Annotated in this window: 19 protein-coding genes and 20 pseudogenes; 11 read left to right on the top strand and 28 right to left on the bottom strand. The window is 73.6% G+C overall.

What is annotated here, in order from left to right; genetic code table 11:
* From UK94_RS67330 to UK94_RS27425, 5 genes and pseudogenes are all read right to left on the bottom strand, one after another.
* Nucleotides 1-333, bottom strand: coding sequence for a hypothetical protein (locus UK94_RS67330; RefSeq protein WP_235490212.1), 333 nt, complete (start codon nucleotides 331-333; stop codon nucleotides 1-3).
* A 1,034-nt stretch (nucleotides 334-1,367) separates the two neighbouring features.
* Nucleotides 1,368-1,765: pseudogene (locus tag UK94_RS67325) on the bottom strand (enoyl-CoA hydratase-related protein); the annotation flags it as partial.
* Nucleotide 1,766: 1 nt separating this feature from the next.
* The coding region (locus tag UK94_RS67320; protein WP_235490190.1) for an enoyl-CoA hydratase/isomerase family protein at nucleotides 1,767-2,162 on the bottom strand (396 nt) is incomplete at its 3' end.
* The gene (locus UK94_RS27430) at nucleotides 2,162-2,563 is read right to left on the bottom strand and encodes a MaoC/PaaZ C-terminal domain-containing protein (protein WP_011604259.1); all 402 of its coding nucleotides are present in this window, start codon (nucleotides 2,561-2,563) and stop codon (nucleotides 2,162-2,164) included. The genes UK94_RS27430 and UK94_RS67320, both read right to left, overlap by 1 nt.
* A complete protein-coding gene (locus UK94_RS27425) occupies nucleotides 2,560-2,952 on the bottom strand; it encodes a MaoC family dehydratase N-terminal domain-containing protein (RefSeq protein WP_011604260.1) in 393 nt (130 codons plus the stop codon). The genes UK94_RS27430 and UK94_RS27425 overlap by 4 nt, the downstream gene beginning before the upstream one ends.
* Nucleotides 2,953-3,247: 295 nt before the next feature.
* Here UK94_RS27425 and UK94_RS27420 point away from each other — a divergent pair.
* The 4 genes and pseudogenes from UK94_RS27420 to UK94_RS27405 form a co-directional block, all read left to right on the top strand.
* A pseudogene (locus UK94_RS27420) lies at nucleotides 3,248-4,031 on the top strand (SDR family oxidoreductase); the annotation flags it as partial.
* 112 nt (nucleotides 4,032-4,143) lie between these two features.
* A complete protein-coding gene (locus tag UK94_RS27415) occupies nucleotides 4,144-4,905 on the top strand; it encodes a 3-hydroxyacyl-CoA dehydrogenase (RefSeq protein ID WP_011604263.1) in 762 nt (253 codons plus the stop codon).
* Between the two features lie 528 nt (nucleotides 4,906-5,433).
* Nucleotides 5,434-6,018 carry a MaoC family dehydratase gene (locus tag UK94_RS27410; RefSeq protein ID WP_055752104.1) on the top strand — a complete coding sequence of 195 codons (585 nt, stop codon included), beginning with the start codon at nucleotides 5,434-5,436 and terminating at the stop codon, nucleotides 6,016-6,018.
* On the top strand, nucleotides 6,008-6,910 hold the full coding sequence (locus tag UK94_RS27405) for a CoA ester lyase (protein WP_235490188.1): 903 nt from the start codon (nucleotides 6,008-6,010) through the stop codon (nucleotides 6,908-6,910). The genes UK94_RS27410 and UK94_RS27405 overlap by 11 nt, the downstream gene beginning before the upstream one ends.
* 440 nt (nucleotides 6,911-7,350) lie before the next feature.
* Here the strand turns inward: UK94_RS27405 and UK94_RS67315 are convergent.
* The 13 genes and pseudogenes from UK94_RS67315 to UK94_RS67265 all read right to left on the bottom strand — a co-directional run.
* Nucleotides 7,351-7,508 (bottom strand): annotated as a pseudogene (locus UK94_RS67315) (alpha/beta hydrolase); the annotation flags it as partial.
* A gap of 1 nt (nucleotide 7,509) precedes the next feature.
* On the bottom strand, nucleotides 7,510-8,202 hold a 693-nt coding region (locus UK94_RS27400; RefSeq protein WP_235490186.1), incomplete at its 3' end, for an alpha/beta hydrolase.
* Nucleotides 8,203-8,268: 66 nt separating this feature from the next.
* Nucleotides 8,269-8,635, bottom strand: a pseudogene (locus UK94_RS67310) (L-2-hydroxyglutarate oxidase); the annotation flags it as partial.
* 40 nt (nucleotides 8,636-8,675) lie between these two features.
* The coding region (gene lhgO / locus UK94_RS27395; RefSeq protein WP_235490184.1) for an L-2-hydroxyglutarate oxidase at nucleotides 8,676-9,501 on the bottom strand (826 nt) is incomplete at its 3' end.
* A pseudogene (locus UK94_RS67300) lies at nucleotides 9,498-9,646 on the bottom strand (SDR family oxidoreductase); the annotation flags it as partial. The gene lhgO and the pseudogene UK94_RS67300, both read right to left, overlap by 4 nt.
* A gap of 1 nt (nucleotide 9,647) precedes the next feature.
* Nucleotides 9,648-10,250, bottom strand: a 603-nt coding sequence (locus UK94_RS27390; protein WP_235490182.1) for an SDR family NAD(P)-dependent oxidoreductase, incomplete at its 3' end; no start/stop codon positions are given.
* Nucleotides 10,247-10,453 carry an aldehyde dehydrogenase family protein gene (locus UK94_RS67295; RefSeq protein ID WP_235490179.1) on the bottom strand — a complete coding sequence of 69 codons (207 nt, stop codon included), beginning with the start codon at nucleotides 10,451-10,453 and terminating at the stop codon, nucleotides 10,247-10,249. The genes UK94_RS67295 and UK94_RS27390, both read right to left, overlap by 4 nt.
* Nucleotide 10,454: 1 nt before the next feature.
* Nucleotides 10,455-11,077: pseudogene (locus UK94_RS67290) on the bottom strand (aldehyde dehydrogenase family protein); the annotation flags it as partial.
* Nucleotide 11,078: 1 nt separating this feature from the next.
* Nucleotides 11,079-11,345: pseudogene (locus UK94_RS67285) on the bottom strand (aldehyde dehydrogenase family protein); the annotation flags it as partial.
* Between the two features lies 1 nt (nucleotide 11,346).
* Nucleotides 11,347-11,707 (bottom strand): aldehyde dehydrogenase family protein (locus UK94_RS67280; protein WP_235490177.1); only part of this gene is annotated, 361 nt, incomplete at its 3' end.
* The gene (locus UK94_RS27380) at nucleotides 11,704-12,936 is read right to left on the bottom strand and encodes an iron-containing alcohol dehydrogenase (RefSeq protein WP_055752100.1); all 1,233 of its coding nucleotides are present in this window, start codon (nucleotides 12,934-12,936) and stop codon (nucleotides 11,704-11,706) included. The genes UK94_RS67280 and UK94_RS27380, both read right to left, overlap by 4 nt.
* Nucleotides 12,927-13,510, bottom strand: a pseudogene (locus UK94_RS67275) (LLM class flavin-dependent oxidoreductase); the annotation flags it as partial. The pseudogene UK94_RS67275 and the gene UK94_RS27380, both read right to left, overlap by 10 nt.
* Nucleotides 13,511-13,539: 29 nt before the next feature.
* Nucleotides 13,540-13,865 (bottom strand): LLM class flavin-dependent oxidoreductase (locus tag UK94_RS67265; protein WP_235490175.1); only part of this gene is annotated, 326 nt, incomplete at its 3' end.
* Between the two features lie 1,431 nt (nucleotides 13,866-15,296).
* Here UK94_RS67265 and UK94_RS67260 point away from each other — a divergent pair.
* Nucleotides 15,297-15,445, top strand: a pseudogene (locus tag UK94_RS67260) (GntR family transcriptional regulator); the annotation flags it as partial.
* Between the two features lies 1 nt (nucleotide 15,446).
* The coding region (locus UK94_RS27365) for an FCD domain-containing protein (protein ID WP_235490173.1) at nucleotides 15,447-16,052 on the top strand (606 nt) is incomplete at its 5' end.
* Nucleotides 16,053-16,249: 197 nt separating this feature from the next.
* Here the strand turns inward: UK94_RS27365 and UK94_RS67255 are convergent.
* The 6 genes and pseudogenes from UK94_RS67255 to UK94_RS67240 all read right to left on the bottom strand — a co-directional run.
* A pseudogene (locus UK94_RS67255) lies at nucleotides 16,250-16,484 on the bottom strand (ABC transporter ATP-binding protein); the annotation flags it as partial.
* 1 nt (nucleotide 16,485) lies between these two features.
* Nucleotides 16,486-17,077, bottom strand: a 592-nt coding sequence (locus tag UK94_RS27360; protein ID WP_235490170.1) for an ATP-binding cassette domain-containing protein, incomplete at its 3' end; no start/stop codon positions are given.
* The gene (locus UK94_RS27355; protein ID WP_235490167.1) at nucleotides 17,074-19,053 is read right to left on the bottom strand and encodes a branched-chain amino acid ABC transporter ATP-binding protein/permease; all 1,980 of its coding nucleotides are present in this window, start codon (nucleotides 19,051-19,053) and stop codon (nucleotides 17,074-17,076) included. The genes UK94_RS27360 and UK94_RS27355, both read right to left, overlap by 4 nt.
* A gap of 1 nt (nucleotide 19,054) precedes the next feature.
* Nucleotides 19,055-19,103 (bottom strand): annotated as a pseudogene (locus tag UK94_RS67250) (hypothetical protein); the annotation flags it as partial.
* A gap of 1 nt (nucleotide 19,104) precedes the next feature.
* Nucleotides 19,105-19,387: pseudogene (locus UK94_RS67245) on the bottom strand (ABC transporter); the annotation flags it as partial.
* Nucleotide 19,388: 1 nt separating this feature from the next.
* Nucleotides 19,389-19,833: pseudogene (locus UK94_RS67240) on the bottom strand (ABC transporter); the annotation flags it as partial.
* Between the two features lie 646 nt (nucleotides 19,834-20,479).
* Between UK94_RS67240 and UK94_RS27350 the strand changes: the two are divergent.
* From UK94_RS27350 to UK94_RS27345, 3 genes and pseudogenes are all read left to right on the top strand, one after another.
* Nucleotides 20,480-21,691 carry a CoA transferase gene (locus UK94_RS27350; protein WP_011604278.1) on the top strand — a complete coding sequence of 404 codons (1,212 nt, stop codon included), beginning with the start codon at nucleotides 20,480-20,482 and terminating at the stop codon, nucleotides 21,689-21,691.
* A gap of 36 nt (nucleotides 21,692-21,727) precedes the next feature.
* A pseudogene (locus UK94_RS76570) lies at nucleotides 21,728-21,874 on the top strand (acetoacetate decarboxylase); the annotation flags it as partial.
* Between the two features lies 1 nt (nucleotide 21,875).
* Nucleotides 21,876-22,501 (top strand): acetoacetate decarboxylase family protein (locus tag UK94_RS27345; RefSeq protein ID WP_235490164.1); only part of this gene is annotated, 626 nt, incomplete at its 5' end.
* 135 nt (nucleotides 22,502-22,636) lie between these two features.
* On the opposite strand, the pseudogene UK94_RS67230 reads toward UK94_RS27345, so the two are convergent.
* The 4 pseudogenes from UK94_RS67230 to UK94_RS67220 all read right to left on the bottom strand — a co-directional run.
* Nucleotides 22,637-22,817 (bottom strand): annotated as a pseudogene (locus UK94_RS67230) (amidohydrolase family protein); the annotation flags it as partial.
* Nucleotide 22,818: 1 nt separating this feature from the next.
* Nucleotides 22,819-23,501, bottom strand: a pseudogene (locus UK94_RS67225) (amidohydrolase family protein); the annotation flags it as partial.
* 5 nt (nucleotides 23,502-23,506) lie between these two features.
* A pseudogene (locus UK94_RS75220) lies at nucleotides 23,507-23,553 on the bottom strand (hypothetical protein); the annotation flags it as partial.
* Nucleotide 23,554: 1 nt separating this feature from the next.
* Nucleotides 23,555-23,770 (bottom strand): annotated as a pseudogene (locus tag UK94_RS67220) (amidohydrolase); the annotation flags it as partial.
* A gap of 465 nt (nucleotides 23,771-24,235) precedes the next feature.
* On the opposite strand from UK94_RS67220, the pseudogene UK94_RS67215 reads away from it, so the two are divergent.
* Together UK94_RS67215 and UK94_RS67210 are read left to right on the top strand one after the other, a co-directional pair.
* Nucleotides 24,236-24,822 (top strand): annotated as a pseudogene (locus UK94_RS67215) (ABC transporter substrate-binding protein); the annotation flags it as partial.
* A 1-nt stretch (nucleotide 24,823) separates the two neighbouring features.
* Nucleotides 24,824-24,907, top strand: a pseudogene (locus UK94_RS67210) (hypothetical protein); the annotation flags it as partial.

Here is a 24,907-nt window from a genome sequence, read left to right as displayed (position 1 = left end):
TCAGCGCCTCTCTCGGGTGGTGGTGGCTCGTGCGCCCGGCTCGCGGGCGTCGAAGATCCGTTTGGTCTTCAGCTCGTAGCGCGGCAGCGTCCCGGCATGGACGATCTCGGTCTCCAGCCGGACGCCGAGGTGGTCGCGCAGGTGCGCGGACAGCCGCGCGGCCAGGTCGGCCAGCGCGCCGACCCCCGCCGCGGCCTCGGCCCGGACGAGCATCCGATCCATGCCGTCGCGGCGGGACAGGTGCAGCTCGTAGTGGTGCGTCAGGCCGGGGACCTCGCTGATCAGGTTCTCCACCGCGGTCGGGTACACGTTGACTCCGCGGATCGTGACCATGAAGTCGGACCGGCCGAGCACGACGCCGGGGAAGTGCTTCCACGTCCACCCGCAGCCGTGGTCGGGACGGTCGTCGATGCGCACGAGGTCGTGCGTGCGGTACTTGATGAACGGCTGCACGAGATGGGTGTAGCTGGTGATGACGTGCTCGCCGACCCCGTCCGAGTCGGTGACCGGCTCGCCCGAGGCGGGATCCACCGAGTACGAGTGGCAGACGTCCTCGATCGCGTGCACCCCGCCGGCCCACACGTCGCACGACTGGCCGATGAACAGCGCCTCCCCGATGCCGTAGGCGTCGTGGATCCGCTCGGCGCCCCAGGCCTCGGCGAGCCGGTCGCGGATGCGCGGCACCGACAGCCCCGCCTCGCCGCCGCCGGCGAGGATGCGCACCCCGGCGCGGCGCAGGTCCAGGCCCGCCCGCTCGGCGATCTCGGCCAGGTGCAGCAGGTAGGTGGGGGTGCCGCAGACGATGGCGGGGCGGCGTTCGAGGATCTGGCGGACCCNCTGCTCCCCGGTGGCCCCGCCGCCGGAGACGATGGTCAGGCCGAGGTTGCGCGCCCCCCAGTAGTACGTCCACAGCCCGACCCACATGCCGAAGTCGAAGCAGAAGTAGATCGAGTCCCNCGGCCGGGCGCCCTGGCTCCACAGGCCGTAGCAGAGCTGGGTGCCCNCCTTGTGCATCTCGAACTGGCTGAACGCCTCGTGCAGGAACCGGCCGGTGGTGCCCGTGGTGTGGAAGTACTGCTGCCAGTGTTCCGGGCCGAGCGCCAGGCCGCCGAAACCCGACTCCGAGCTCTCCTGGTCGCGGACGTAGTCGGGCTTGTCGGTGAACGGCAGCCGGTGATGGTAGTCGTCCCAGGTGCGGATGTCGGCGGGCTTCACCCCCGCCGCGTCGTAGATCCGCCGGTGCAGCGGGGAGTGGTCGTAGGCCCAGCCGACCAGGTGGCGGATCCGGGCGAGGTGCAGCGCGTCGAGCCGTTCCCGATCGGCGGTCTGCGTCGCCCGGTTCCAGAACCGCTGGTCGACGGCCTGGCCTAACGCCCCTGCCATTGCGCGGTCCGCTTCTCGATGAACGCGGCGGCGCCCTCGCGGTGGTCCTCGGTGGTCTTGAGCACGCTCTGGCCGAGGCGTTCCAGCCGGCGGCCGGTCTCGCCGTCGACGTCCGCGCAGGTGTTGAGCACGAGCTTGGCCATGCCGAGGGCGAGCGGCGCCATCGCGGCGAGCCGGTCGGCCATCGCCCGGGCGGCGTCCAGCGCCGTACCGGCCGGGACGACCTCGGTGACCAGGCCGAGCTGCAACGCGGCGTCGGGACGCAGGGTGCCGCCGAGCATGACCAGTTCCTTGGCCCGGCCCCGCCCCACGTACGTGACGAGCCGCGAACAGCCGCCCGACCCGGGGATGAGGCCGACCTTCGCCTCCGGCATGACGAACCNGGCCTTGTCGCCGGCCACCCGGAAGTCGCAGGACAGCGCCAGCTCGAAGCCGCCGCCCGCGGCCACCCCGTCGACGGCGGCGATCACCGGGATCTCCATCGCCTCGATCGTGTCGAAGACGTCGTGGATGCGCCGGGCGTGCGCGCGGAACCCGCGGGTGCCGAGCGCGGTGAGGTCGCCCATGCCGCTGACGTCCTCGCCGGCGGAGAACGCGCGCCCGCCCGCGCCGGTGATGATCAGGACGCGTACCCCCGGGTCGAGGGCGGTGTCCTCGACGGCGTCGCGCAGCTCCTGGCGCATCGCCGCGTTCCAGGAGTTCATCCGGTCCGGCCGGTTCAGCGTGAGCACCCGCACGCCGCGGGGCTCGTCGTCCAGGGTGATGTACTCGTGCCCCATCAGCGGGTCCCCGTCTCCACCCGGCCCGTTTCCAGGCGGACCGTCGCCGCTACGGTGCCGTCGGCCTTGCGGACCTCGACGCCGTCGGCGGTGGGCACCACCGTCAGCTCGTCGCCGGGGAAGACCGGCGCGGACAGCCGGGCCTTCGCCGACCGCAGGGCCTGGGGGCCGAGCTGCTCGACCACGGCGTCCAGCGCCAGCGTCACGGTGAGCGGGCCGTGCGCGATCACCGACGGCAGCCCGGAGGCGCGGGCGAACTCGTCGTCGACGTGGACGGGGTTGAAGTCGCCCACCGCGCCGGCGTAGCGGGCGATCTGCACGCGGGTCACGGGGCCGCGCGTGCGCTCGCCGAGGGCCACGTTCTCGCCGGGGGTGAGTGTCGCGCTGTCGTCCTGGGTCACTTGCTGCTCCCACGCTCGATGAAGGTGACGGTCTGGCGCTGCACGAGGTCGCCGGCCGCGTCGGTGAACTCGGCGGCGAGCAGGCCGAACTGGTTGGCGCCCTTGCGGAAGACGTCCTCCACGGTGACCCGCACGTGCACCCGCTCACCGGGGGTGAAGGGCCGGCGCCAGTCGTAGTCGATGCCGGCGAGCAGGGCGCGGGACAGGTCGAGGCCGAGGCCGTCGACCGCCGTCGACTCGCCGCCGACCGACGCGCCGAAGTAGGGCACGAGGGTGGCCGTCGCCGTCCCTGCGGGGCTGCCGACGGCCCGGGCCAGTGCGGCGAGCACGTCGGGGGAGACCGTGAGGTCGTCCTCGACCAGGGTTCTGCCCTTGGCGCTTTCGTCCATCTCGACCTCCGTCGGGACTGTCCGCGGCCCGTGGGCGCGGCGAGGGTACGTGGCTGGTCCGCGGGCCGCGGGCCCCGCGGCGGTCAGGGGAAGCCGCCCGCCGGTGCAGGCGGTTCGCGGGGGGTGTGGGGCCGTGGCGCGGGTCACGTCGGGACTGAGCCGACCGTCCCCCATGGCGGGGCTCGCAGTCAAGAGTTTATTTGACCGACGCGATGGTTGACTAAAATACCGTGGTGATCCTACGGTCGGGTCGGCACCGCGCCCGGAAGCGGTTCCGGCGCAGGAGGGATCGGCGATGAGCGAGGGCTCGGCGATGAGCATCGTGCGGGAGTCGGGCCGGCGGCCGTCGGGCGGCGCCGTGGCGGCGGACGCGCCCGCCGGGCGCAACCCGTTCGACCTGACCGGCCACGTCAGCGTGGTGACCGGCGGCAACGGCGGGATCGGGCTGGGCATCGCGGGCGGGCTCGCCGCGGCCGGCGCCCACGTCTGCGTCTGGGGGACCAACCCGGCCAAGAACGCCGCCGCCGTCGAACGCATCGCCGCGGCGGGCGGGCTGGCCACCGGCCATCTCTGCGACGTCGGCGACGAGGACCAGGTGGTCGCGGCGATGGGCGAGGTCGCCGCGACCTTCGGCCGGCTCGACTCCTGCTTCGTCAACGCCGGGGTCGCGTCCCAGTTCCACCCGCTGCTGGAGACCTCGCTCGCCGAGTTCCGCGAGGTGACGCGGGTCGACCTCGACGGGGCGTTCGTGACCCTGCGGGAGGCGGCCCGCGCGATGGTGCGCTTCGGCAACGGGGGAAGCCTCGTCGCCACGGCCAGCCTCGCGGTCCTGCAGGGGCAGGCCCGCGCCTACTCCTACGGCGCCAGCAAGGCCGGGCTGACCGCCATGATCCGGGCGGCCGCGGTGGAGCTGGCCCGCCACGACATCCGGGCGAACGCCATCCTGCCCGGCTGGACGGACTCGCCCATGACCCACCAGGGCCTGCACGACGAACGGTTCACCGAGCGGGTGCTGCCGCGCATGCCCGTGCGCCGCTGGGGCCGCCCGGAGGACTTCGCCGGCATCGCCGTCTACCTGGNCTCGCCCGCGTCCGCCTTCCACACCGGCGACANCATCCTGCTCGACGGCGGCTACGCCGCCTTCTGACCGCGACCCCACGAACTGACCCGACCCGCGAAGGAGAACGAGGCATGGACATCTCAGGCAGCATCGCTCTGGTGACCGGCGGCGCGTCCGGACTCGGCCTCGCCACGGCGCGGCGCCTGCTGGCGGCCGGGGCGAGGGTGGTGCTGCTCGACCTGCCGAGTTCCGCCGGGGACGCCGTCGCCAAGGAGCTCGGCGACGACGCCCGGTTCGTCGCCGCCGACGTCACCCAGCCCGAGGAGGTCGGCGCCGCCCTCGACGCCGCCGTCGCCTTCGGCCCGCTGCGGGTCGTGGTCAACTGCGCCGGCACCGGCAACGCGATCCGGGTGCTGGGGCGGGGCGGCGTGTTCCCGCTGGAGGCCTTCGCGAAGGTGATCCACGTCAACCTCATCGGGACGTTCAACGTCATCCGGCTCGCCGCCGAGCGGATCGCCACGGTCGAGCCGGTCGACGGCGACCGCGGCGTGATCGTCAACACCGCCTCCGTGGCCGCGTTCGAGGGGCAGATCGGGCAGGCCGCCTACTCGGCGTCCAAGGGCGGCGTCGCCGCCATGACGCTGCCCATCGCCCGGGACCTCGCCGACAAGGCGATCCGGGTGGTCACCATCGCGCCGGGCCTGTTCGAGACGCCGATGCTGGGCGGGCTGTCCGAGCAGGCCCGGGAGTCGCTGGGGCGGCAGGTCCCGCATCCGAGCCGGCTGGGCAACCCGGACGAGTACGCGGCCCTGGTCGAGCACATCGTCGCGAACCCGATGCTCAACGGCGAGGTGATCCGCCTCGACGGCGCGATCCGCATGGCGCCCCGCTGACCAGGCCAGGCGGCTAGGATTCGCCTTGACGGGCAGGTGAGCGGGCGTTCGGTCAGCTCGCCCCGGTCCGTCTTCCATGGGGAATGCGGACGCCGGCCGGGAGGGTGCGGCGGTCCGGCGGGCAGAGCGCCCGGCCGTCGTCGTCGACGAGGTGAAGCCGCGTGCGCTCGCCCTGGACCAGAGGAGAGTGATCATGCGCGCTTCGGTCTCCCGTGCCGGCAGGCCGCACGTCGGTCGTCCGCCCGCCACGACGGGTGCCCGCTGATGGCCGCCGCGGTGGACGGCCGGCCCGTGAACGGTCAGCCCGTGAACGGCCAGCCCGTGGACGGCCGGCCCGTCATCGAGCAGACGAGCTGGCCGAGGGGAGGGTGCGGCGGTCCGGCGGGCAGAGCGCCCGGCCGTCGTCGTCGACGAGGTGAAGCCGCGTGCGCTCGCCCTGGACCAGAGGAGAGTGATCATGCGCGCTTCGGTCTCCCGTGCCGGCAGGCCGCACGTCGGTCGTCCGCCCGCCACGACGGGTGCCCGCTGATGGCCGCCGCGGTGGACGGCCGGCCCGTGAACGGTCAGCCCGTGAACGGCCAGCCCGTGGACGGCCGGCCCGTCATCGAGCAGCGCGGGCTCTACTACGACGAGCTGGCCGAGGGGGTCGTGTACCGGCACCGGCCGGGCCGCACGGTGGGCGAGGCCGACAACACCCTGTTCACGACGCTGACGATGAACATGCAGGCCCTGCACCTTGACGAGGCCTGGAGTGCGACGCAGCCGTTCGGGCAGCGGCTGGTCAACAGCCTGTTCACGTTGTCGACCCTGGTGGGGCTGTCGGTGGCACAACTGACGCAGGGCACGACGGTGGCGAACCTCGGCTTCGGCGCGGTGCGCTTCCCCGCGCCGGTGTTCGTGGGCGACACCCTCTACGCGGAGACGGTCGTGCGCAGCCGGCGGCTGTCGAGCAGCCGGCCGGACACGGGCGTCGTCGAGTTCGAGCACACGGCGCGCAACCAGGACGGCGTCGTGGTCGCCACGGCGACCCGTTCGGCGCTGATGCTCCTGCGCCCCGCGGACGTGGACGCGGGCGCGGCCACGCGGGACGGGGTGCGGTCGGATGTCGGCTGAGTCGGCGGGTGCGGCTGGATCGGCGGGTGCGGCTGGATCGGCGGGTGCGGCTGGATCGGCGGGTACGGCGGGGCTCACCGGCACGACGCTGCTGTTCTGCCCCGCCGACCGTCCGGAGCGCTTCGCCCGGGCGGCGGACTCCGCGGACCTCGTCATCCTCGACCTGGAGGACGGCGTGGCGCCCCCGGCGCGGCCCGCGGCCCGGGAGGCGTTGGTGGCCGCCCTGCCAACCCTCGACCCGGCCCGCACCGTCGTACGGGTCAGCCCGGCCGGCACCCAGGACTTCGCCGCGGACCTCGCGGCCCTGGACGGGACGGGCGTGCGCCTGGTCATGCTGGCGAAGGCGGAGTCGGCGGCGCAGGTCGAGCGGCTCGCCGGCTTCGCGGTCATCGCGCTGTGCGAGACGGCCCGCGGGGTGCTCGCGGCGCCGGAGCTGGCCGCGGCGGCGAACGTCGTCGGCCTGATGTGGGGCGCGGAGGACCTCGTCGCCGGGCTGGGCGGCCGGTCGAGCCGCTTCGACGACGGGCGCTACCGCGACGTCGCCCGCCACGCCCGCGCGGCCATCCTGCTCGCCGCCGGTGCGCATGGGCGCCAGGCGATCGACGCCGTCTATCTGGACATCGCCGATCTGGACGGGCTGGCCGCCGAGGCGCGCGACGCCGCGGCCAGCGGCTTCGGTCTCAAGGCCTGCATCCACCCGAAGCAGGTCCCGGTGGTCCGGGCGGCCTTCGCGCCGTCGGCGGACGAGGTGGCCTGGGCGCGGCGCGTGCTGGCGGCGGCGGGCGAGGCGGGCGTGGGCGTGTTCGCCTTCGAGGGCCGGATGGTCGACGCGCCGATCCTGCGCCATGCCGAGCACCTGCTGCATGCCGTGGAGAGCGTCGCGGGGCGGTAGCCGGGCGGCCCCGATACTGGCCTGCCGCCTGCCGCCTGCCGCCTGCCGCCTGCCGCCNGCCTGCCGCCTGCCGCCTGCCGCCTGCCGCCTGCCGCCGAGAGCCGGGCACTTTCCGACGTTCCCTGACTACAGAATCGTGCCGAGGGCTAGGCACGGTTTTTGGGCGAAAAACCGTGCCTAAACCTCGGCACGATCTGGCCGCCATCCGGCCGGGAAACCGGAGGCGGTCGTGGGATTCCCATGCTGTTCCCGGACCGTGCTGTTCCCGGACCGTGCTGTTCCCGGACCGTGGTTCTGGGCGGTCGTGGTTCCTGGGCGGTCGCGGCCTGGGCGCGGATCGCTGGAGGTCGGTGGCCCTGCAGCCGGCGCGGTGGCCGATCAACCTCCAGCACCTGTGCCGCCGGCAGCATCTGGCTGTGGGGGAGGGGCCGGGGCGGTGATCAGGCGCTGCCCGCGCCCCTGCCCGAGCCGAGGAAGTCCGCGGCCAGGGCGCCCCAGCTCGCCAGCTGCGCGCCGGTCTCGGCGACCTGGAGCTGGGCGCCGTCGATGAGGGCGGCGAGCCGCTCGGCGGTGGAGACGGGATGGCCCGGGTCGCCGGNCCAGGGCAGGATCAGGACGGGAATGTCGATGGTGGCCAGGGCCTGCTCGGCGGGCAGGTCGGAGTCGGCGGCGCCGCGCAGGACCGACGGGAAGAGCTTCTCGCTGACGTCGGGTGCCGGCGGATAGCCGGGCACGTCGGCGAAGACCGGGGGTACGGGCGCGCCGGCGGCGAGCTCGGCGAACAGCGCCGGGCCGCGCGTCTCCACGAGGTCGGCGCCCCGCCGGTACAGGTCGGCCTGGGCTGGCCGGGTCGCCCAGGCGGTCGGCGGTGCGGTCAGCACCAGCCGGTCGAAGCGGCCCGGCGCGGCCACGGCGGCGTGCAGCAGCGTGGCGGTGCCCATCGACGAGCCGATCCCGGCCACCGGCGCGGGCCCGGCGAGCTGGTCGAGCAGCGCGAGCAGGTCCTCGGCGAGCTGCGAGTAGGTGTACTGCGCCGGGACCGGGTCGCCGGTGGACCGCCCGTGGCCCCGGGCGTCGTAGCGCACCAGGCGCCGGCCCGCGGCGACGACGGGTGCCCAGTCGAACAGGCCCGACGCGGCCTCCGACGCGCGGCTCTGGGTGAGGCCGTGGGCGTAGACGGTGAGGGGGCCCGCGCCGGCGTCGGTGTAGGCGAGCTCGGCGCCCCGGACGTGCGCGTGGCTCTCCGCCGGGTGGGAGGGGGCGCCCGGCCCCGCGGTGCTGGTTCCACTCATGTCGCCATCCTGCCGCGCACCGGGGCGAGATGCGCGTCCGAATGGCGGCGGACCGTCACCAGCCGGTCAGGGGCGGGCGCCTCCGGTGACGGCGAGCTCGCCGACGATGTGCTCGGCGATCGCCAGCGACGACGTGGCGGCCGGGGACGGGGCGTTGCGCACCACCGTGACCCGCCCGCTGGTGCGGATCACGAAGTCGTCGACGAGCTCGCCCGAGCGACGCACAGCCTGCGCCCGCACGCCCGCCGGCGCCCGGGTGAGGTCGCCGGCCCGCACCTGCGGCAGGTAGCGGCGCACCGCGGCGGCGAAGCGGCGCCGGGACAGCGAGCCGGCCATCTCCGCCAGGCCGTTGCGCCAGTGCTCGCGGGCCAGCCGGCGCATCCCCGGCCAGGCCAGGACCCGGGCGAGGTCGCGCGGGTTGACGTCGCGCCAGNGGTAGCCCTCCAGGGCGAGGGCGAGCACGGCGTTCGGGNCGACGTGGACGCCGCCGGTCAGGTCGCGGGTCAGGTGCACCCCGAGGAACGGGTAGCGCGGGTCCGGCACCGGGTAGACCAGGCCGCGCACCCGGTCGCGCAGCCCGGCGCGCAGGTGGTAGTACTCGCCGCGGAACGGGATGATCCGCACGTCGCCCGGGTCGCCGACCATCGCGGCCAGGGCGTCGCTGGACAGCCCGCCGCACGCGACGAGCCGGTCGACGTGCAGGATGCGCCCGCCGGCGGTGACGGCGACCCGATCGCCCTGGTCCCGGATGGCGGTGACGGGGCTGGACAGCAGCACCCGACCGCCCCGTGCGGTGAGGTCCGCCGCCAGTGCCTCGCACACCGCCCCGTAGTCGATGATCGCCGTGTGCGGGGAGTGCAGTGCGGCGATCCCGGTGATGTGCGGCTCGATCTCGGCCATCCCGGCCCGGTCGAGGCGGACCAGGTCGGGTACCCGGTTGCGCCGGGCGCGGTCCTCGATGACGGCCAGCTGCTCGAGCTCGGCGTCGTTCGTGGCCACGACGAGCTTGCCGAGCTCCTGGAAGCCGATGCCGTGCTGCTGGCTGAACTCCCGCAGCAGCGCGCCGCCGCGCAGGCACAGCGTCGCCTTGAGGGAGCCGGGCTGGTAGTACAGCCCGGCGTGGATGACCCCGCTGTTGTGCCCGGTCTGGTGGGCCGCGAGGCGCGACTCCTTCTCGACGACGACGACCTCGGCGCCGGGGTGGCGCAACGCGAGCTCGCGGGCCACGGCCAGCCCGATGATGCCGCCCCCCACGACCCCGAACGTCGCCCGCCCGCCGCGATCCTCCGACACGCTCATCCGGCGAGCCACCCTCCGTCGACGTTGATCAGTTGTCCGGTGATGTACGCCGACGCCTCGGCGAGCAGGAACACGACGGCACCGGCGAGGTCCGCGGGTTCGCCGAGGCGGCCCATGGGGATGCGTCCGGCGACCCAGGCGGCGCNCTCGGCGTCGGCGAACAGGTCCTCGGTCAGCGCGGTGCGGATGTAGCCGGGGGCCACGCAGTTCACCCGGGCGCCGCTCGCCGCCCACTCCACCGCGAGCGTGCGCACGACGCCGAGGACGCCGGCCTTGCTGGCGGCGTAGGCGGCGACATTGCGCAGCCCGATCGAGCTCGCCAACGACCCGATGAACACGTGGCTGCCGGACTCGCCCCGGGCCGCCTGCGCCCGGTGCACCGCGGTGCTCAGGAAGAACGGTGCGCTCAGGTTGACCGTCAGGATGCGCGCCCAGGCGTCGGCGGGAAAGTCCGCCGCCGGCGCCCGGTGCTGGATCCCGGCGGCGTGCACGACGCCGTGCAGCGGTCCGGCCAGCCGTTGCGCGCCGGCGACGAGGTCGTCGGCGGTGTCGGGCGCGGCGAGGTCCCAGGGCAGCACGTGGACGCGGCCGGGCTCGGCCAACGCTGCCGTCTCGGCGAGTTCACCCGCCGTGCGGGCCACTGCGACGACCGTGGCACCGGCCTGCGCGACGCCCAGCGCCATGGCCCGCCCCAGGCCCCGCCCGGCGCCGGTGACCAGCACCGTGCGTCCCGCCAGCGCCCCCGTCACCGGAACCGGATGGCCGTGGTCTTGGCCCGGCGGTAGAAGTGCAGCGCCTCGAGGCCCTGCTCCTTGAACGGCGAGCCGGACTCGCGGAAGCCGCCGAAGGGATGGTGCACGTCCCAGCCGGAGGTGGGCAGGTTCACCGCGACCTGGCCGGCGTCGGCCCGGTCGAGGAACAGGTGGGCCGCGCCCAGGTCCCGGGTGAACAGNGACGCCGACAGGCCGTAGACCGAGTCGTTGACCGCGTCGACGGCCTCGTCGAAGCCGTCGACGGTGCGCACCGCGAGGACGGGGCCGAAGACCTCGTCGCGCCAGATCGACATCGCCGGCGTGACGTCGCCGAGGATCGTGGGTTCGACGAAGCAGCCGTGGCGCAGCCCGTCGTCCGCCGGGGTGCCGCCGCCGGCGAGCAGCGTCGCGCCCTCGGCGCGGGCCCGCGCGACGTGGTCGAGCACCGAGTCGCGCTGCGAGGTGTTCACCACCGGGCCCATGGTGGTGCCCGCGTCGAGGCCGGGGCCCAGCCGCAGCGCGGCGACGCGGCGGCCCAGCGCCGCGAGCAGGTCGTCGCGGACCGCGCCGTCGACGACGAGCCGGCTCGTCGCGGTGCAGCGCTGCCCGGCCTGGGCGAAGGCGGCGGCGGCGATCGTGTCGGCGGCGAGGTCGAGGTCGGCGTCGGCGAGCACCGCGGTGGCGTTCTTCCCGCCCATCTCGGTCTGGACCCGCAGGTTGCGCCCGGCGACGGTGCGCATGATGGCCAGCCCGACCTCGTTGCTGCCGGTGAAGGTGACCGCGGCGAGGCGGCGGTCGGCCAGCAGGGGGCCGGAGATGTCGCGNCCGCGGCCGGTCACCACGGACAGCACGTTCGCGGGCAGCCCGGCGTCGAGCAGCGCGTGGGCGAGGTGCAGGCTGACCAGCGGGGTGTCGGTGGCGGGCTTGAGCACCACCGCGTTGCCGGCGCCGAGCGCCGGGGCGAGCTTGCGGGCCGGGGTCAGCAGCGGGTCGTTCCACGGCGTGATGGCCAGCACGATCCCGACGGGCTCGTAGCGCACGGCGATGCTGGTGTTCGGCCGGCCGTCGGGCAACTCGTAGCCGTGGGGCGCGNGGGCCATACTGCCGTAGTACTCGAAGAAGTCGGCGGCCTTTCCCACCTCGCCGGTGGCCTCGGCGAGGGTCTTGCCCATCTCCAGGACGAGGTCGCGGGCGATGTCGGCGGCGCGTTCGCGCAGCAGGCCGGCGGCGCGCAGCAGCACCGCGCCGCGCTCGAGGGGCCCGGCGGCGCGCCAGGAGCGGGCGCCGGCCTCGGCGGCGTCGTAGGTGCGGGCGATGTCGGCGGCGTCCAGGGCGGGCACCCGGGCGACGACGCGGCGCAGGTCCGCGGGGTCGAGTACGGGGATCCAGGTGTCGTGCGCGCCGGCGTCCCAGGCGCCGGCGACGAGGACGGGACGATCGCTTGTGGTGGTCACGCGGCCACTCCATCCGAGGTGGGGTTCGGGTCCGGGTTCGGGGTGAGGTCGAGCTCCCACGCGTCGTCGACGCTGCCGCGGTGCATCGTGGTGAGCAGGCGGTGCACCGGCGCCGTCGCCATCGGGACCGGGTTCGTGGGGCGCGGGAAGTCGCGGACGGTCTCCGCGGCCATCTGGGCCAGCAGGTCGGCGGAGATGCCGACGGCGTCGAGCGAGCGGGGCAGGCCGAGCCGCTGGGCGAGGTCGTCGACCCGCTCCGCCGCCGCCCGCAGCCGCGTGCTCTCCCCGGCGGTGACGGTCCGCGCGATGTGCGCGGCCAGGGCCTCGGGCACGTCGCGGTCGTAGGCCAGGCAGTAGGGCAGGGCCAGCGCGCAGCTCGTCCCGTGCGGCATCGGCGCGTGCCGGGCGATGACGTAGGCCAGGCTGTGCCCGAGCACGACCCCCGCGTTGAGCGCCAGCCCGGACAGGTGGGAGGCGTACAGCACGCGTCCCCGGGCGGCCCGGTCGCCGTCGAGGGCGGCCCGTTCGAGGCTGGCGGTGAGGATCGCCACCGCCTCGGTGGCCACCGCCAGGGTCAGCGCGGTGCGGGTGGTCGACAGCATCGACTCGACGCCGTGGGCGATCGCGTCCATGCCGGTCGAGGCCACCACGGCCGCGGGGAGGTCGGCCACCAGGTCGGCGTCGAGGACGGCGACGAGCGGGACGAACTGGGCGCAGCTCAGGATGCTCTTTGCGCCGCCGATCGTGATCATCGAGATGCGGGTCGCCTCGGAGCCGGTACCGGTGGTGGTCGGCACGAGCAGCAGCGGCGCGACCGGTACCGGCGGCTCGACCACGCCGACCCAGTCGGCGATCCCGCCGGTGTTCGTCGCGAGCAGGGCGACGGCCTTGGCGAGGTCGAGCGCGCTGCCGCCGCCGACGCCGGCGACGGCCGTCACCGCGTGGGCGCGGGCGAGCTCGGCGGCCCGGGCGACCACGGCGTCGGTGGGCTCGCCGGCCACCTCGTCGAACACCGTCACCCCGAAGCCGGCGTCCGCCAGGCCGCCGACCACGGTGGCGAGCAGCCCCGCCTCGGACACCACCCGGTCGGCGACGACGAGCACCCGCCCCGGGGCCACCCCCCAGGAACGCAGGGCCGCCCCCGCCGTGGCGGCGGACCCCGCGCCGGTCAGCACCTGCCGGGGGGCGAGGAAGGCCGGCGCGCAGGTACCGGCGAGATCTAGCAGCACGTTGTCCTCCGATGGTCGTCAGATGGCGTCAGGGCGGGCACGACCTCGGCGCCGAAGCGGCGGACGCTGTCCATCGCGGCGGCGAACCCGCCGCCCGGCAGCACGACGCCGGCCCAGGTCACCCCGGCCTCGCGCAGGCGGGCCAGCTCGTCGAGGCGTTGCGCCGGCGACCACCCGTTCGCGAGCACGCCGGCGGGCGTGGGGGCGAGGACGTCGATCTCGGCCAGCGTGCGCCCGCGGGCGTGCAGGCGACGTTCGAGCTCCCGGATGCGGTCGGCGAGCTGCGCGGTGGAGGTGATCGACGTCGTGCGCGCGCTGCGGGCGAGCTGCGGGGAGCCGACGAGCGCGGCCCAGCCCTGGCCGAACCGGGCCACCCGGTCGAGTGCGAGCCCGCTGTTGCCGCCGAGCCACAGCGGGGGGTGCGGGCGCTGCACCGGTCGGGGCAGCATGGCCTGCCCGGTGGCGTGGAAGTGCCGGCCGGTGTGCTCGACGACGTCCTGCGTCCAGGCCTTGCGGATGACCTCCACGGCCTCGTCGAACAGCTCGTTGCGCTCGTGGGCGTCCACGCCGAGGGNGGCGAACTCGGAGCGNAGGTAGCCCGTNCCGAGCGCGAAGATCGCCCGCCCGCCGGAGAGCACGTCGACGGTGGTCATCGACCGGGCCTGGAGCAGGGGATTGCGGTACGGCACGACCGCCAGGTGCGTCATCAGTCGGATACGCCGGGTGACGGCCGCGCAGTAGGTGAGCGCCGCGAACGGGTCGAACGTCTCGTGTCCGCCCGCCGCCAGCCACTTCGCGCTGGGCGCCGGGTGGTCGGTGAACGCCAGCGCGCCGAAGCCGACCTCCTCCAGCGTCCGCGCGAAGGTGGCCACGTTGTCCGGGTCCAGCCAGCCGGCGTCCGGATCGCTGCGGACGTTGTACTCGGCCATGAAGCGCATCACGGCCGGCCCGCGGGCGTGGGCGTGGGTGCGGCGGGCTGGACGGATGCGTCGGATTCGGCGGACTCGGCGGATTCGGCGGGCTCGCCCATGTCGAAGTCGTACTGGAGCGGGATGATCCGCTCGTAGGGCAGCAGCGCGAGCGTCTCGTGGGCGCCGCCGTGGGCGGGGAACCGGCCGGTGAGGCGTTGGCGGTCGCGGACGGCGGTGAGTCCGGCGAGGACCTCGGCCGCCGGCTGCGCGCACAGCAGGACGTGCAGCACCAGGTCCTGCTCGCCGGTCTCCACCGGTTCGAGCTGCAGGGTCCCCAGCAGGCCGGGCAGCTCGTACAGGTCGTCGCGCTGGGTGCGCTCCCACCAGTCCAGCGCCGCCGGGCGTCCGCCGGGGCCGGCTCGGCCGATGCTGACGACGACCCCCTGGTGGGCCAGGTGAGGGACGGCGTCGGCCGAGACGTCGATCGACGGGCGGGTGTGCGCCGCCGTCAGCCGCCACCAGCTCGTGAAGACCGGCCGGCCCTGCCGCCAGAAGCGCCCCGCCCGGGTGATCGCGCGGTCGGTGTCGCGCCAGCCGGCGAACGCCTGCTCGGACATGAAGTCGAGCGGGCCGCCGAACAGGTACATGGTCGCGTAGGGCGGGTGGCCGCTGGTGAGCTCGCCCGCCAGTGTCCCGGGCGTGGCCCGGGTGGCCGGGGTCGCCACGTACCGCCGACCGGCGACGACGTCGGCCTTGGCCACGTGCTCGGGCAGGTGGTCGAGGTCGTACCAGCGGTTGTACTCCTGGGTGTACCGCGCCGGGATGTCCAGCAGCGCGAGTGNGAGACCCGTGATCTTCACATTGTCCCTCTGACCCGGCGTCCACCGGCTCGTTAAAGACCTACATCAGCTTACGGAGCACATTCATCTAACTTTATTGCTCCGATGCTGTCCACCGATGCCGCGCCGGTGGAGCCGCCGACGCGAGCGGGCCTGGCCGCGCGCCGCCGTCCCGCCGGGTGGCCCGCTGGTCCGCCCTGGCTCGGTCCTGTCCGNCTGGATCGACCGGACGGTGATGACGGAGAGTCGGCACGAGTACATAATTCTGTGATTCATATAACCGTTTGAGGGTGCTCCTCCGTCGCCGTCGGTCGGGCTGCAGGGCCTAGAATGGGCGGCGGATCGTGGGTCACCGGCGCGGCTCGGCAGACTNTGCGGCGCAGCGCGGGCCGTGGNCGTGGCCGTGCTGGGCTCGGGGCGGCCGGCCGTCGGGGGCCGGGAGTCGCAGCGCGGTGACGCGGGCCGGTGTGGGTGGTCGGCTGCGATCGGTGCTGACGTCAAAGATGTAGAGTCCACAATTCCGGTAGACAATTTCGGCCCAGGTCGGCTCTCGTACGCCGCGGCTCCGCCCCGTTTGCGGGCCCGCGCCGGGGAGCCGCAGAGACGAGGGATGACGGCTGTGACGACCGCCGGTATTCGGGTACCCAAGGCGGCTGAGCTCGTGGCCGCGACGATTCGTCGGCAGATCATCACCGGCGAGCTCCTCGAGGACCATCTCCTGCCCTCGGAGTCGGCCCTCATGGAGCAGTTCCACGTCAGNCGGCCGACGCTGCGCGAGGCGTTCCGCATCCTGGAGTCGGAGTCGCTGATCACCGTGCGGCGCGGCGTGCACGGCGGGGCCCGGGTGCAGATCCCCAACGGCGACGTCGCCGCCCGCTACGTCGGCTACGTGCTGGAATACCGCGGGACCACGATGGCCGACGTCTATCGGGCCCGGGCCGAGGTGGAGGCCCCGCTGGCGCGGCTGGTCGCGACCTCGGCGACGCCGGAGAACATCGCCCGGCTGGAGGAGTGCCTGGCCAGGGCCGAGGCGCACCTGGACGAGCCGTCGGCCTTCATCGTGCACGACGAGGAGTTCCATCGGCTGATGGCGGAGCTCGCCGACAACCAGACCCTCGCCGTGATGCTCGACATGATGTACCACATCGTCGGCACCGCCCGGCGGCGCTACGCGCTGAACGTCGACCAGGGGCAGACCCGCAAGGAGACCGTGGAGGTGCATCGCAGCCACGTGCGCCTGGTCGACCTGATCAAGCGGGGCCGCCCCGACCTCGTCCACCGGCTGTGGCTGCGCCACCTCGACGAGGCCACCCGCCACTACCTGGAAGGCCCGCTGGCCACCACCGTCGTCGAGATGATGAGCTGAGCGGCGCCGCCTCGGGGGCCACGCCCCGCGGCGGTCTAGGCTTCTTTGCGGCCGCGACCCTCTCTGCGGCCGGGCCCTCTCGGTGCCGGGACCTCTCTGCGGCCGGGACCTCTCTGCGGCCGGGCCCTCTCGGTGGCCGGGACCTCTCGGTGGCCGGGCCTGGTCCGCGTCCGGTGGCCCGGGCCCGGCCACCGAGGTCAGGCAGCCCCGGTGGCGGCGGACCCGGTGGCCGGTGAACCGGGTGCGGGGGCGGGTTCGACGGTGCCGAGGTAGGCGGCCTCGAGCTGCTGCGGGTCCCGGGCAAGTGCGGCCGCGTCGCCGCTGAGGGTGACGTCTCCGTGGACCAGCACGATCGCCCGGTCGGCGACCTCCAACGCCAGGTGCACGTGCTGCTCGACGAGCACGACGACGGCGCCGGTGTCGTCGGCGATGNGCCGCACGACCGGCAGCAGCTCCTCGACGATCACCGGCGCGAGGCCCATGCTCATCTCGTCGACGAGCAGAATGCGCGGGTTCTGCACCAGGGCGCGGGCCACGGCCAGCATCTGCTGCTCTCCGCCGGACAGGGCGCCGGCGTTGACCGACAGGCGCCGCTTCAGGGCCGGGAACACCTCCAGCGCCTCGCCGACGGTCGGGCCGCCCCGCCGGCGGGCGATCGTGAGGTTCTCCCGGACCGACAGCCCGGAGAACAGCGCCCGGTCGTCCGAGACCAGCACCATCCCCGCCCGGCTGGTCGCGGCCGGTCGGGCGTTGGGCAGCGGCTGCCCCTCGACGAGCACCTCGCCGCCCAGGCGCGGCAGCAGGCCGGCGAGGGTCGTCATCAGCGTCGTCTTGCCGGCCCCGTTCGGACCGAGGACGGCGAGCACCGAGCCCCGGTCGAGGTCGAGGTCGAGGCCGCGGACCACCGGTACCCGGCCGTGGCCGCACACCAGGTTGCGGGTGCGCAGGACCGCGGTCCCGGTGACCGCGCCAGGGCCGGCCGGATCGGGGCCGCCGGGACCGGGAGAGTCGAGAGTCGTCGTCATGCCGGCACCTCCGCCGCGTGGGTGCTGCCCAGGTAGGCCGCCGCGACGCGGCGGTCGGAGCGGATCTCCGCAGGTGGTCCCGACGCGATGACCGACCCGAAGTTGATCACCTCGATGTGGTCGCACAGACCGAGGACCAGGCTCATGTCGTGGTCGATGAGCAGGATGGTGACGCCGGAGTCGCGGATGTCGCGCAGCCGTTCGCCGAGCCACTGGCTCTCGGTCGTGTCCAGGCCGCCGGCGGGCTCGTCGAGCAGGAGGACCCGCGGGTTGCCGGCCAGGGCGCGCGCGATGGAGATGAGCTGGCGCTGCCCCTGGGACAGCTCGCCGGCGGGCCGGTCGCGCACCTCCGCCAGCCCCAGCAGCGCCAGGGTGGCCTCGACGTCGCGGTGCGCACCGTCGCGCCCGCCGCCGTCGCGCCCGCCGCCGCCACGCCCGCGCAGCGCGGTGGTGCCGACGCTGACGTTCTCCGCGACGGACAGGTCCTCGTACAGCTCGATGGCCTGGAAGGTACGGCCGAGGCCGGCGCGGACGCGCTCGTGCGGGGCCAGGCGCTCGACGGGCGTCCCGGCCAGCTCCACCGTGCCGGCGCAGGAGACGAAGCCGCTGATCGCGTCCATCAGCGTGGTCTTGCCGGCGCCGTTCGGGCCGATCAGCCCGACGATCGCCCCCTCGGGCGCGGCGAACGAGACGTCGTCGACGGCGACCACGCCGCCGTAGCGGACGGTCAGCCCGCGCACGGTCAGCACGTCGGGCCCGAGGACCGGAGCCGGGCGCGTCTGCGCGGGCACCGGGGCGGCGTGCGAGCCCAGCACCGGCGCGCCGAGGCCGCGGCGCCGGCGGCGCTCGGCGTAGGAGTGCACCGGCCCGACGATGCCCTCCGGGTTGAGGACCACGGTGAGGACGACGCCGACCCCGCTGAGCACGTCGTACCACAGGCCGGTGGAGAAGATCTTGTCGATGATCAGGTAGGACAGGCCCTCGACGGCGAGGAAGCCCGCCAGCACGCCGCCGGACACCGACGTGATGCCCGCGATGTACACGGTGGTGAACAGGGCCAGGCCGGAGAACGCGCTGACCGGGTCGAAGGTGATGTTGCCCTGCTGGTAGCCGACCAGGCAGCCGCCGACGCCCGCGATGAACGAGGCGATCGCGAACGCGACGATCTTGATGTGGGTGACGTTGATGCCGGCCGCGGCGGCCGAGCGTTCGTTGGCCCGCACGGCGAGCATCTGCGAACCCAGCCGGCTGGTGCGCAGCCGGGCCACGGCGACCGCGGTCAGCGCGAGCACGACCAGGCAGAGCAGGCCGAAGCGCACCCGGGGATACGACGGCCCCGAGCCGATCCCCAGGTCCCAGCCGAACAGCGACGGGCTGGGCACGTCGACGCCGCTGCTCGGCACGATGTCGCTGTTGCGGAACCAGATCGCCTCCAGCGCGTAGGCGAGCGCGAACGTCACCACCGCGACCGTCAGGCCCCGCACCCGCAGCGCCGGCAGGCCGATGACCACGCCGAGCACCATCGCGAACAGGGCCGCGACCAGCGGCGCCACCGGGAACGGCAGGTGCCAGTCGTCGGTCAGCGGGCCGACGAGGAAGCCGGCGGCGCCGGCGAGGGGGAGCTGGGTGAGCGAGACCTGGCCGGCGTAGCCGGTGACCACGACCATGGACAGCGCGATCACCCCGAAGACCAGGCTGGTGATGAGCGCGGTCAGCCACTGCCCCTGCAGCACGAACAACCCGATGACGGCGAGGGCGCCGAAGACCAGCAGGTTCAGCCGGATGTGCGCGGGTCGAGGGGCGCGGCCGAGCGAACTGAGGATGACCGCCCCGCGTTCCGGCAGCGCGCGGGCCCGGACGACCAGCACGATCAGGATCAGCACGAGGGGGATCAGTTCGGGCAGCCCCGAGGAGGGCAGCCAGTGGTGCAGGCTCTCCAGGTGCTGCGTCTCGGACTGCAGCATGCCGATGGCCAGNCCGCCCACGACCGCCGGGACCAGGTACTGGAACCGGCCGAGGATGGCGGNGGCGAGCGCCGGCACGATGAACAGCGTGTAGGCCACCGGCACCAGCGGCACGATCGGGGCGATGAGGATGCCGGCGAGCCCGGCGACCAGCGCGCCGATGATCCAGTTCAGGGCGGCGATGCGGTCGGGGGAGATGCCGCTGAGGTAGGCGCCCTTCTCCGTCTCCGCCGCGGCGCGCGTCGCCAGGCCGAACCGGGTGAACCGGTACAGCGCGCCGAGCGCCAGCGCGACCGCCAGGATCGTCAGCGCGAAGTAGACGCGGTCGGAGGCGACCCGGAACGAGNCGTGCGTCCAGAGCCTGGACGGGTAGATGGGCTCCACGGACAGCGGGGTCGTGCCGAGCCGGGCGGCGGTGAGCCCGGTGAAGACCACCGACACGCCGATCGAGGCGACGGCCCGCGCAACCGGCGGGGCGGTCCGCAGCGGCCGGAACACGACCAGGTACAGCAGGAGCCCGAGCACGCCGGTGATCGCCAGGGAGAGCGCCATCGCCGCGGCCAGGCCGAGCTGCGAACCCAGGTCGACGGTCTTCGGCAGCCCGGGAATGAGGATCATGAACTTGCCCTGGCGTAGCAGGGCATAGGTGTAGGCCGCGTAGAGCGCGAGCCCGCTGGTCGCGAAGTTGACGACCCCCGAGCTGCGGTAGGTCACCACCAGCGCGAGGGCGAGGGCGGCGAACACCGAGCCGTTCCCGATGCCCAGGCACAGGAAGACCAGATGCTGAACCATGTCCGTCCTTTCGACGCGCACCCCGGATCGGCCGGGGCGCACCGGCTGCGGGCAGCGGGCTGCTGGCAGCGGTCAGCGGGCTGCGGGAGTCGGCGCGGGCAGGCGGGGCAGGCGGGGGCGATCGGGCCGCTGGATCCGGTACTGGCCGGCGCCGCAGATAGGTCTGACTGAGTTAGAGGAATTTACCGCAACTTGTGGGATGAGTCACGAAGATCCTCCGTGGGCTCGGCGGAGGTCCACACGTCTGACCAGCGGGTAAGCCCGCGCATCCAGGTGCCCGACCGGTGAGGATTCAAATCATCTGACTGAAGCGTAGGATCATCCCGGTTCGTGACCCCGATGCCCTTGGGGCTGAGGCCCCCGTGGGCCGCGGCGAGCCCGACTCCGGGGTGGTGTCCGTTCCTGCTCGCGATGCCCGGCGGGCGTAGGGCGGTGCGGAGGGGTGCGCGGGCTGCACGGGGCGGTGTGGAGAGGGTGCGCAGGGTGAGCGCACGACCGGGGATGCCGGGCGGGGGGCGCTTGTCTTCGGCTTCCGAACTAATTAGTCTAATTATCCAACGGAAATCCGGGGTGACCGGAGCCGCGGCGTGGGGGTCTGGCCACGGCGACGGACGCCGGGCGGCCCGCGAGCCGGGGAAGAGGAGACATGACAGGCATCATGGAGGGCATCCAGGTCGTCGAGCTGGCGGCGTGGACCTTCGTCCCCGCCGCCGGCGCCGTGCTCGCGGACTGGGGTGCCGACGTGATCAAGATCGAGCATCCCGAGACGGGCGACCCTCAGCGCGGCCTGATCGCCTCCGGGATGCTCGCCGGCCTCGACGGGGTCAACCACCTCATCGAGCAGTGCAACCGCGGCAAGCGCAGCATCGGGCTCAACGTCGCGACCCCGGACGGGCTCGCGCTGCTCTACAAGCTGGTCGAGGGTGCCGACGTCTTCCTCACCAACCTGCTGCCGGACTCCTGCGAGCGCCTCGGCGTCGGGGTGGAGAAGATCCGGGAGGCCAACCCGGACATCATCTACGCCCGCGGCCACGGGCAGGGCGCGCACGGCCCCGACGCCAACCTGGGCGGCTACGACGTCGCCTCCTACTGGGCCCGCGGCGGGATCGCCTACGCGCTGGCGTCACCGGAGTCCTACCCGCCGTTCATGCGCCCCGCGTTCGGCGACTACACCTCCGGGTTCAACCTGGCCGCCGGGGTGGTCGGCGCGCTGTTCCACCGCGAGCGCACCGGCACCGCCAGCACCGTCGACGTCTCCCTGCTCGCCTCGGCGATGTGGGGCATGTCCCTCGACGTCGTCGGCTCCAAGATCCTGAACCAGCCGACGATGCAGCGCTTCGACATCGCCGAGATGCCGAACCCGCTGACGAACGTCTACCGGACCGGCGACGACCGCTTCCTGTGGTTCTCCCTGTTGCAGGCCGACCGGCACTGGCCGGAGTTCTGCGCGGCGCTCGAGCGCCCGGACCTGCTCGACGACCCCCGCTACGTCGACGCGAAGGCGCGCTTCGACAACCGGCGGGAGTGCATCGCGACGATCCGGGAGGCGTTCGCGGCCCACCCGTTGACCTACTGGCAGGAGCGGTTCGGCAAGATCGAGGGGGTCTGGTCGGTGGTGAAGTCACCGCTGGAGCTGCACGACGACCCGCAGGTGCAGGCCAACGGCTACGTCACCGAGGTGACCAACGCCGCCGGCACCAGCTACGCCCTGGCCTCGAACCCGGTGCAGTACGACGACCGGGTGCCGCCGCTGAGCCCCGCCCCGGAGCACGGCGAGCACACCGAGGAGATCCTGCTCGAGCTCGGCCTCGACTGGGACCAGATCATTGCCCTGAAGGAGAAGTCGGCCGTCCTCTAACCGTCCCCCCTGGGGCTGTCGTACAAGGAGAACAGCGTGCCCACGCAGATCGGTGACCGGCTCCGGTTCGGGCCGACGACCCTGCCCCCCGTGACCGAGGTCGAACGGCAGTCGACGGTGGTGGTCTCCTTCGTCACCACGCCGCAGGCGGCGGCGCACCTGCTGCCGCCCTGCTTCGAACCGNCCGAACGCCCGGTGCTCAGCGTCACCTACCAGCAGCTCGAGAACGTCGACTACATGCGGGGGCGGGGCTACAACCTCGTCAACGTGGCGGTGACGGCCGTGCTGGCCACCGCCGGCGGGCCGCTGACCCGGACCTGCCCGGTGGTCATCTGGGAGAACAACACGATGCCGATCATCGCGGGCCGGGAGCTGCACGGCAACCCGAAGATCTACGGCGACGTCTCCGGCCTCACCCGCGACGGTGACACGGCCGCGTGGGACTGCCGCGAGTACGGCACGCTGCTGCTGCGCGGCGAGGTCGGCGAGCTGCGCCCGCTGCCGGCCGACCGGCTCGCCCGGGTCAACCGGGCGTCGGTGGACTCGGAGATCTTCGGCTGGAAGTCGATCCCCGGCCGCGACGCCCCGGACGCCGACTACCCGACGCTCATCCACGGCTCGACGTCGTTCGAGCAGGGGTGGAGCGGGGTGGGGCGGGTCGAGTTCGCCACGCCCACCGACGACGAGGCCCCCTACTCCGCGGTGGTGCTGCGGGCGCTGGCCGCGGTCCCGCAGGTGCAGCCGCGCCCGGCCTTCGTCGGCGTCGGCTCCGCGAAGCTGTTCCGCAACCGGACCGAGCGGCTGGCCTGACCGGCCGGCCGGCCTGCCCGAGTGGCTGGCCTGACCGGCCGGCCTGCCCGAACGGCGGTCACCCGACGCACCACGGCCCCCGTCCCCACCCCTGGAATCCAGGGGCGGGCGCGGGGGCCGCCGGCGTGCGTGCCGTCAGGAGCGCGGGAAGCGGTACAGGGTGCGCGCGTTGTCCTCGACGATCTTGGCGACCTCGTCGTCGGGGATGTCCTTCATGAGGTCGGCGGCGATCTTACGGCTGTTGGGCCAGGTCGAGTCGGAGTGCGGGTAGTCGATCTCCAGCATGATCCGGTCGATGCCGATCTCGTGCCGGTTGNGCAGGCCGCTCTTGTCCTCGATGAAGCAGCCCCAGAAGTGCTTGCGGAACAGGTCGGACGGCCGGGTGTCGAAGTCGATGTCCTTCTGGTACCAGCGGTGCTTCTCCCAGGTCTGGTCGGTGCGCTCCAGGATGTAGGGCAGCCAGCCGATGCCGCCCTCGGACAGCGCGAACTGCAGCTTGGGGTGGCGCTGCAGGACGCCGGAGAACAGCAGGTCGATGGTGGTCCACATCAGGTTGGTGGCGAACGAGGCGATCGCCACCGCGAACGGCGCGTCCGGCGCGGTCAACCCGCCGGGGACGGGCTTGGCCGCCGCGAAGGAGAAACCGGGTACGAAGGACCCGGACCCGAAGTGCAGCGAGACCGAGACCTCGGTCGCCTCGCAGACGTCCCACAGCGGTTCCCAGTGGTTGCTGTGGAAGGAGGGCAGGCCCAGCGGGACGGGGCTGTCCGGGAAGGACACCGTGCGCGCGCCCTTGGCGGCCGTCCGCTCGACCTCGGCGACGCAGGCCGCGACGTCCCACACCGGCAGCAGCGCCAGCGGGATGTAGCGGTCGGGGGCGGCGGCGCACCACTCGTCGACCATGAAGTCGTTCCAGGCCTGGATGCAGGCGAGCGCCAGCTCCTTGTCCTGCGCCCGGTGGAACACCCCGCCGGCGAAGCCGGGGAACGACGGGAAGCACNGGGNGGCGTGGACGCCGTCGACGTCCATGTCCTTCAGTCGCGCCACCGGGTNGTAGCAGCCGGGGATCATCTCCTCGAAGCGCATGGGGTCCACCCCCCAGTCCCGCGGCTCGCGCCCGGCGACGGCGTTGAGGCCGATCGTGGGGAACACGACGCCGTCGTAGACCCAGACGTGCTTGCCGCCCTGCTCCTCGATCCGCGGTGTGCGACCGTCGAACTTCGAGGGGAGTCTGTCCAGCCAGACCCTGGGATGTTCCACGAGGTGGTCNTCGACGGACACGATCTGGTGACTGTCCCGCAGCGNCATGGCTTCTCCTCCTATACGGCTGTAACCGACGTTACATGAGTTCGTGAACTCGGTGTCAGATTTCCGTCGCCGGGCCGCTGACCTGCGGGTTTTGTGCGACGTCCGGCGGCGACCTCGCTCCTCCGTCGCGTGCCGTGACTGATTTGTCGCTGGGTGACCGGGTCGTCGCCGGGTGGCCGAGGCGTCACCGCGTGTGTCGGCGGGGTCGAGTCCGACGGCAGGCGGAGTCGACACGCGCATCTCTCGCTGGCTGATTTACCTCAGTCGTATCCTTAAGCTATATTCCGCTGGCGCGCCGGACCTGTGTGCTGCCCGGTGCGTGGGGCCATCCGCGCAGCACGCACAGGTGGGGAGGACGTTCGGATGCGACCGCGCACTCGATGGCGACAGCGGGGCGTTTGCGCGCTCGGGATGTCGGCNGCACTGATGGTCGGCGTGGCAGCCTGCGGCTCGAACGGCGGCTCGGGCGGTGGGTCCGGCTCGGGCTCGACCGACTCGGCCGCCGCGCAGTCGCTGGGGCCGGCGAAACCCGCCACCGGCGACGAGTTAAAGATCGGCTTCATCACCGACGGGTCGGGCACGACGCTGGACAACTCGACCGAGGTGGCCGCGGCGCAGGCCGCGACCTCCTACCTCAACGACTACCAGGGCGGGGTCGCCGGCCACCGCCTGGCGCTGACGGTCTGCGACACCAAGCAGACGCCCGCCGGCGCCACCGACTGCGCCAACCAGATGACCGCGGCCAAGGTCCCGGTCGTGCTGATGAACAACTCCGGCAACGTCACGCCGGTGTTCAAGGTGCTCAGCGCGGCCAAGGTCCCGCTGGTGCTCGACATCAACGGTGACGAGTCCACGCTGGGCGCCAAGTCCGGCGCCTACATCCTGGTCAGCCCGCTGACCGCGGCCCTGGCGGGGCCCGCGCAGGTGGCGAAGGACGCCGGGGTGAAGAAGGCCGCGATCTTCGTGCTCGACGTGCCGGGCGCGACCGGGCCGGTGAACTCCCTGGACAAGATNTTCTACGCCAAGGCGAACATCGGCCTGACGATCCAGCCGATCCCGCCGGGCACCGCGGACGCGACCCCGCAGGTGCAGACCGTG

The sequence above is a fragment of the Frankia sp. AvcI1 genome, assembly GCF_001420875.1.
Lineage (GTDB): Bacteria > Actinomycetota > Actinomycetes > Frankiales > Frankiaceae > Frankia > Frankia alni.
This window is presented reverse-complemented; position numbering and strand designations above follow the sequence as displayed.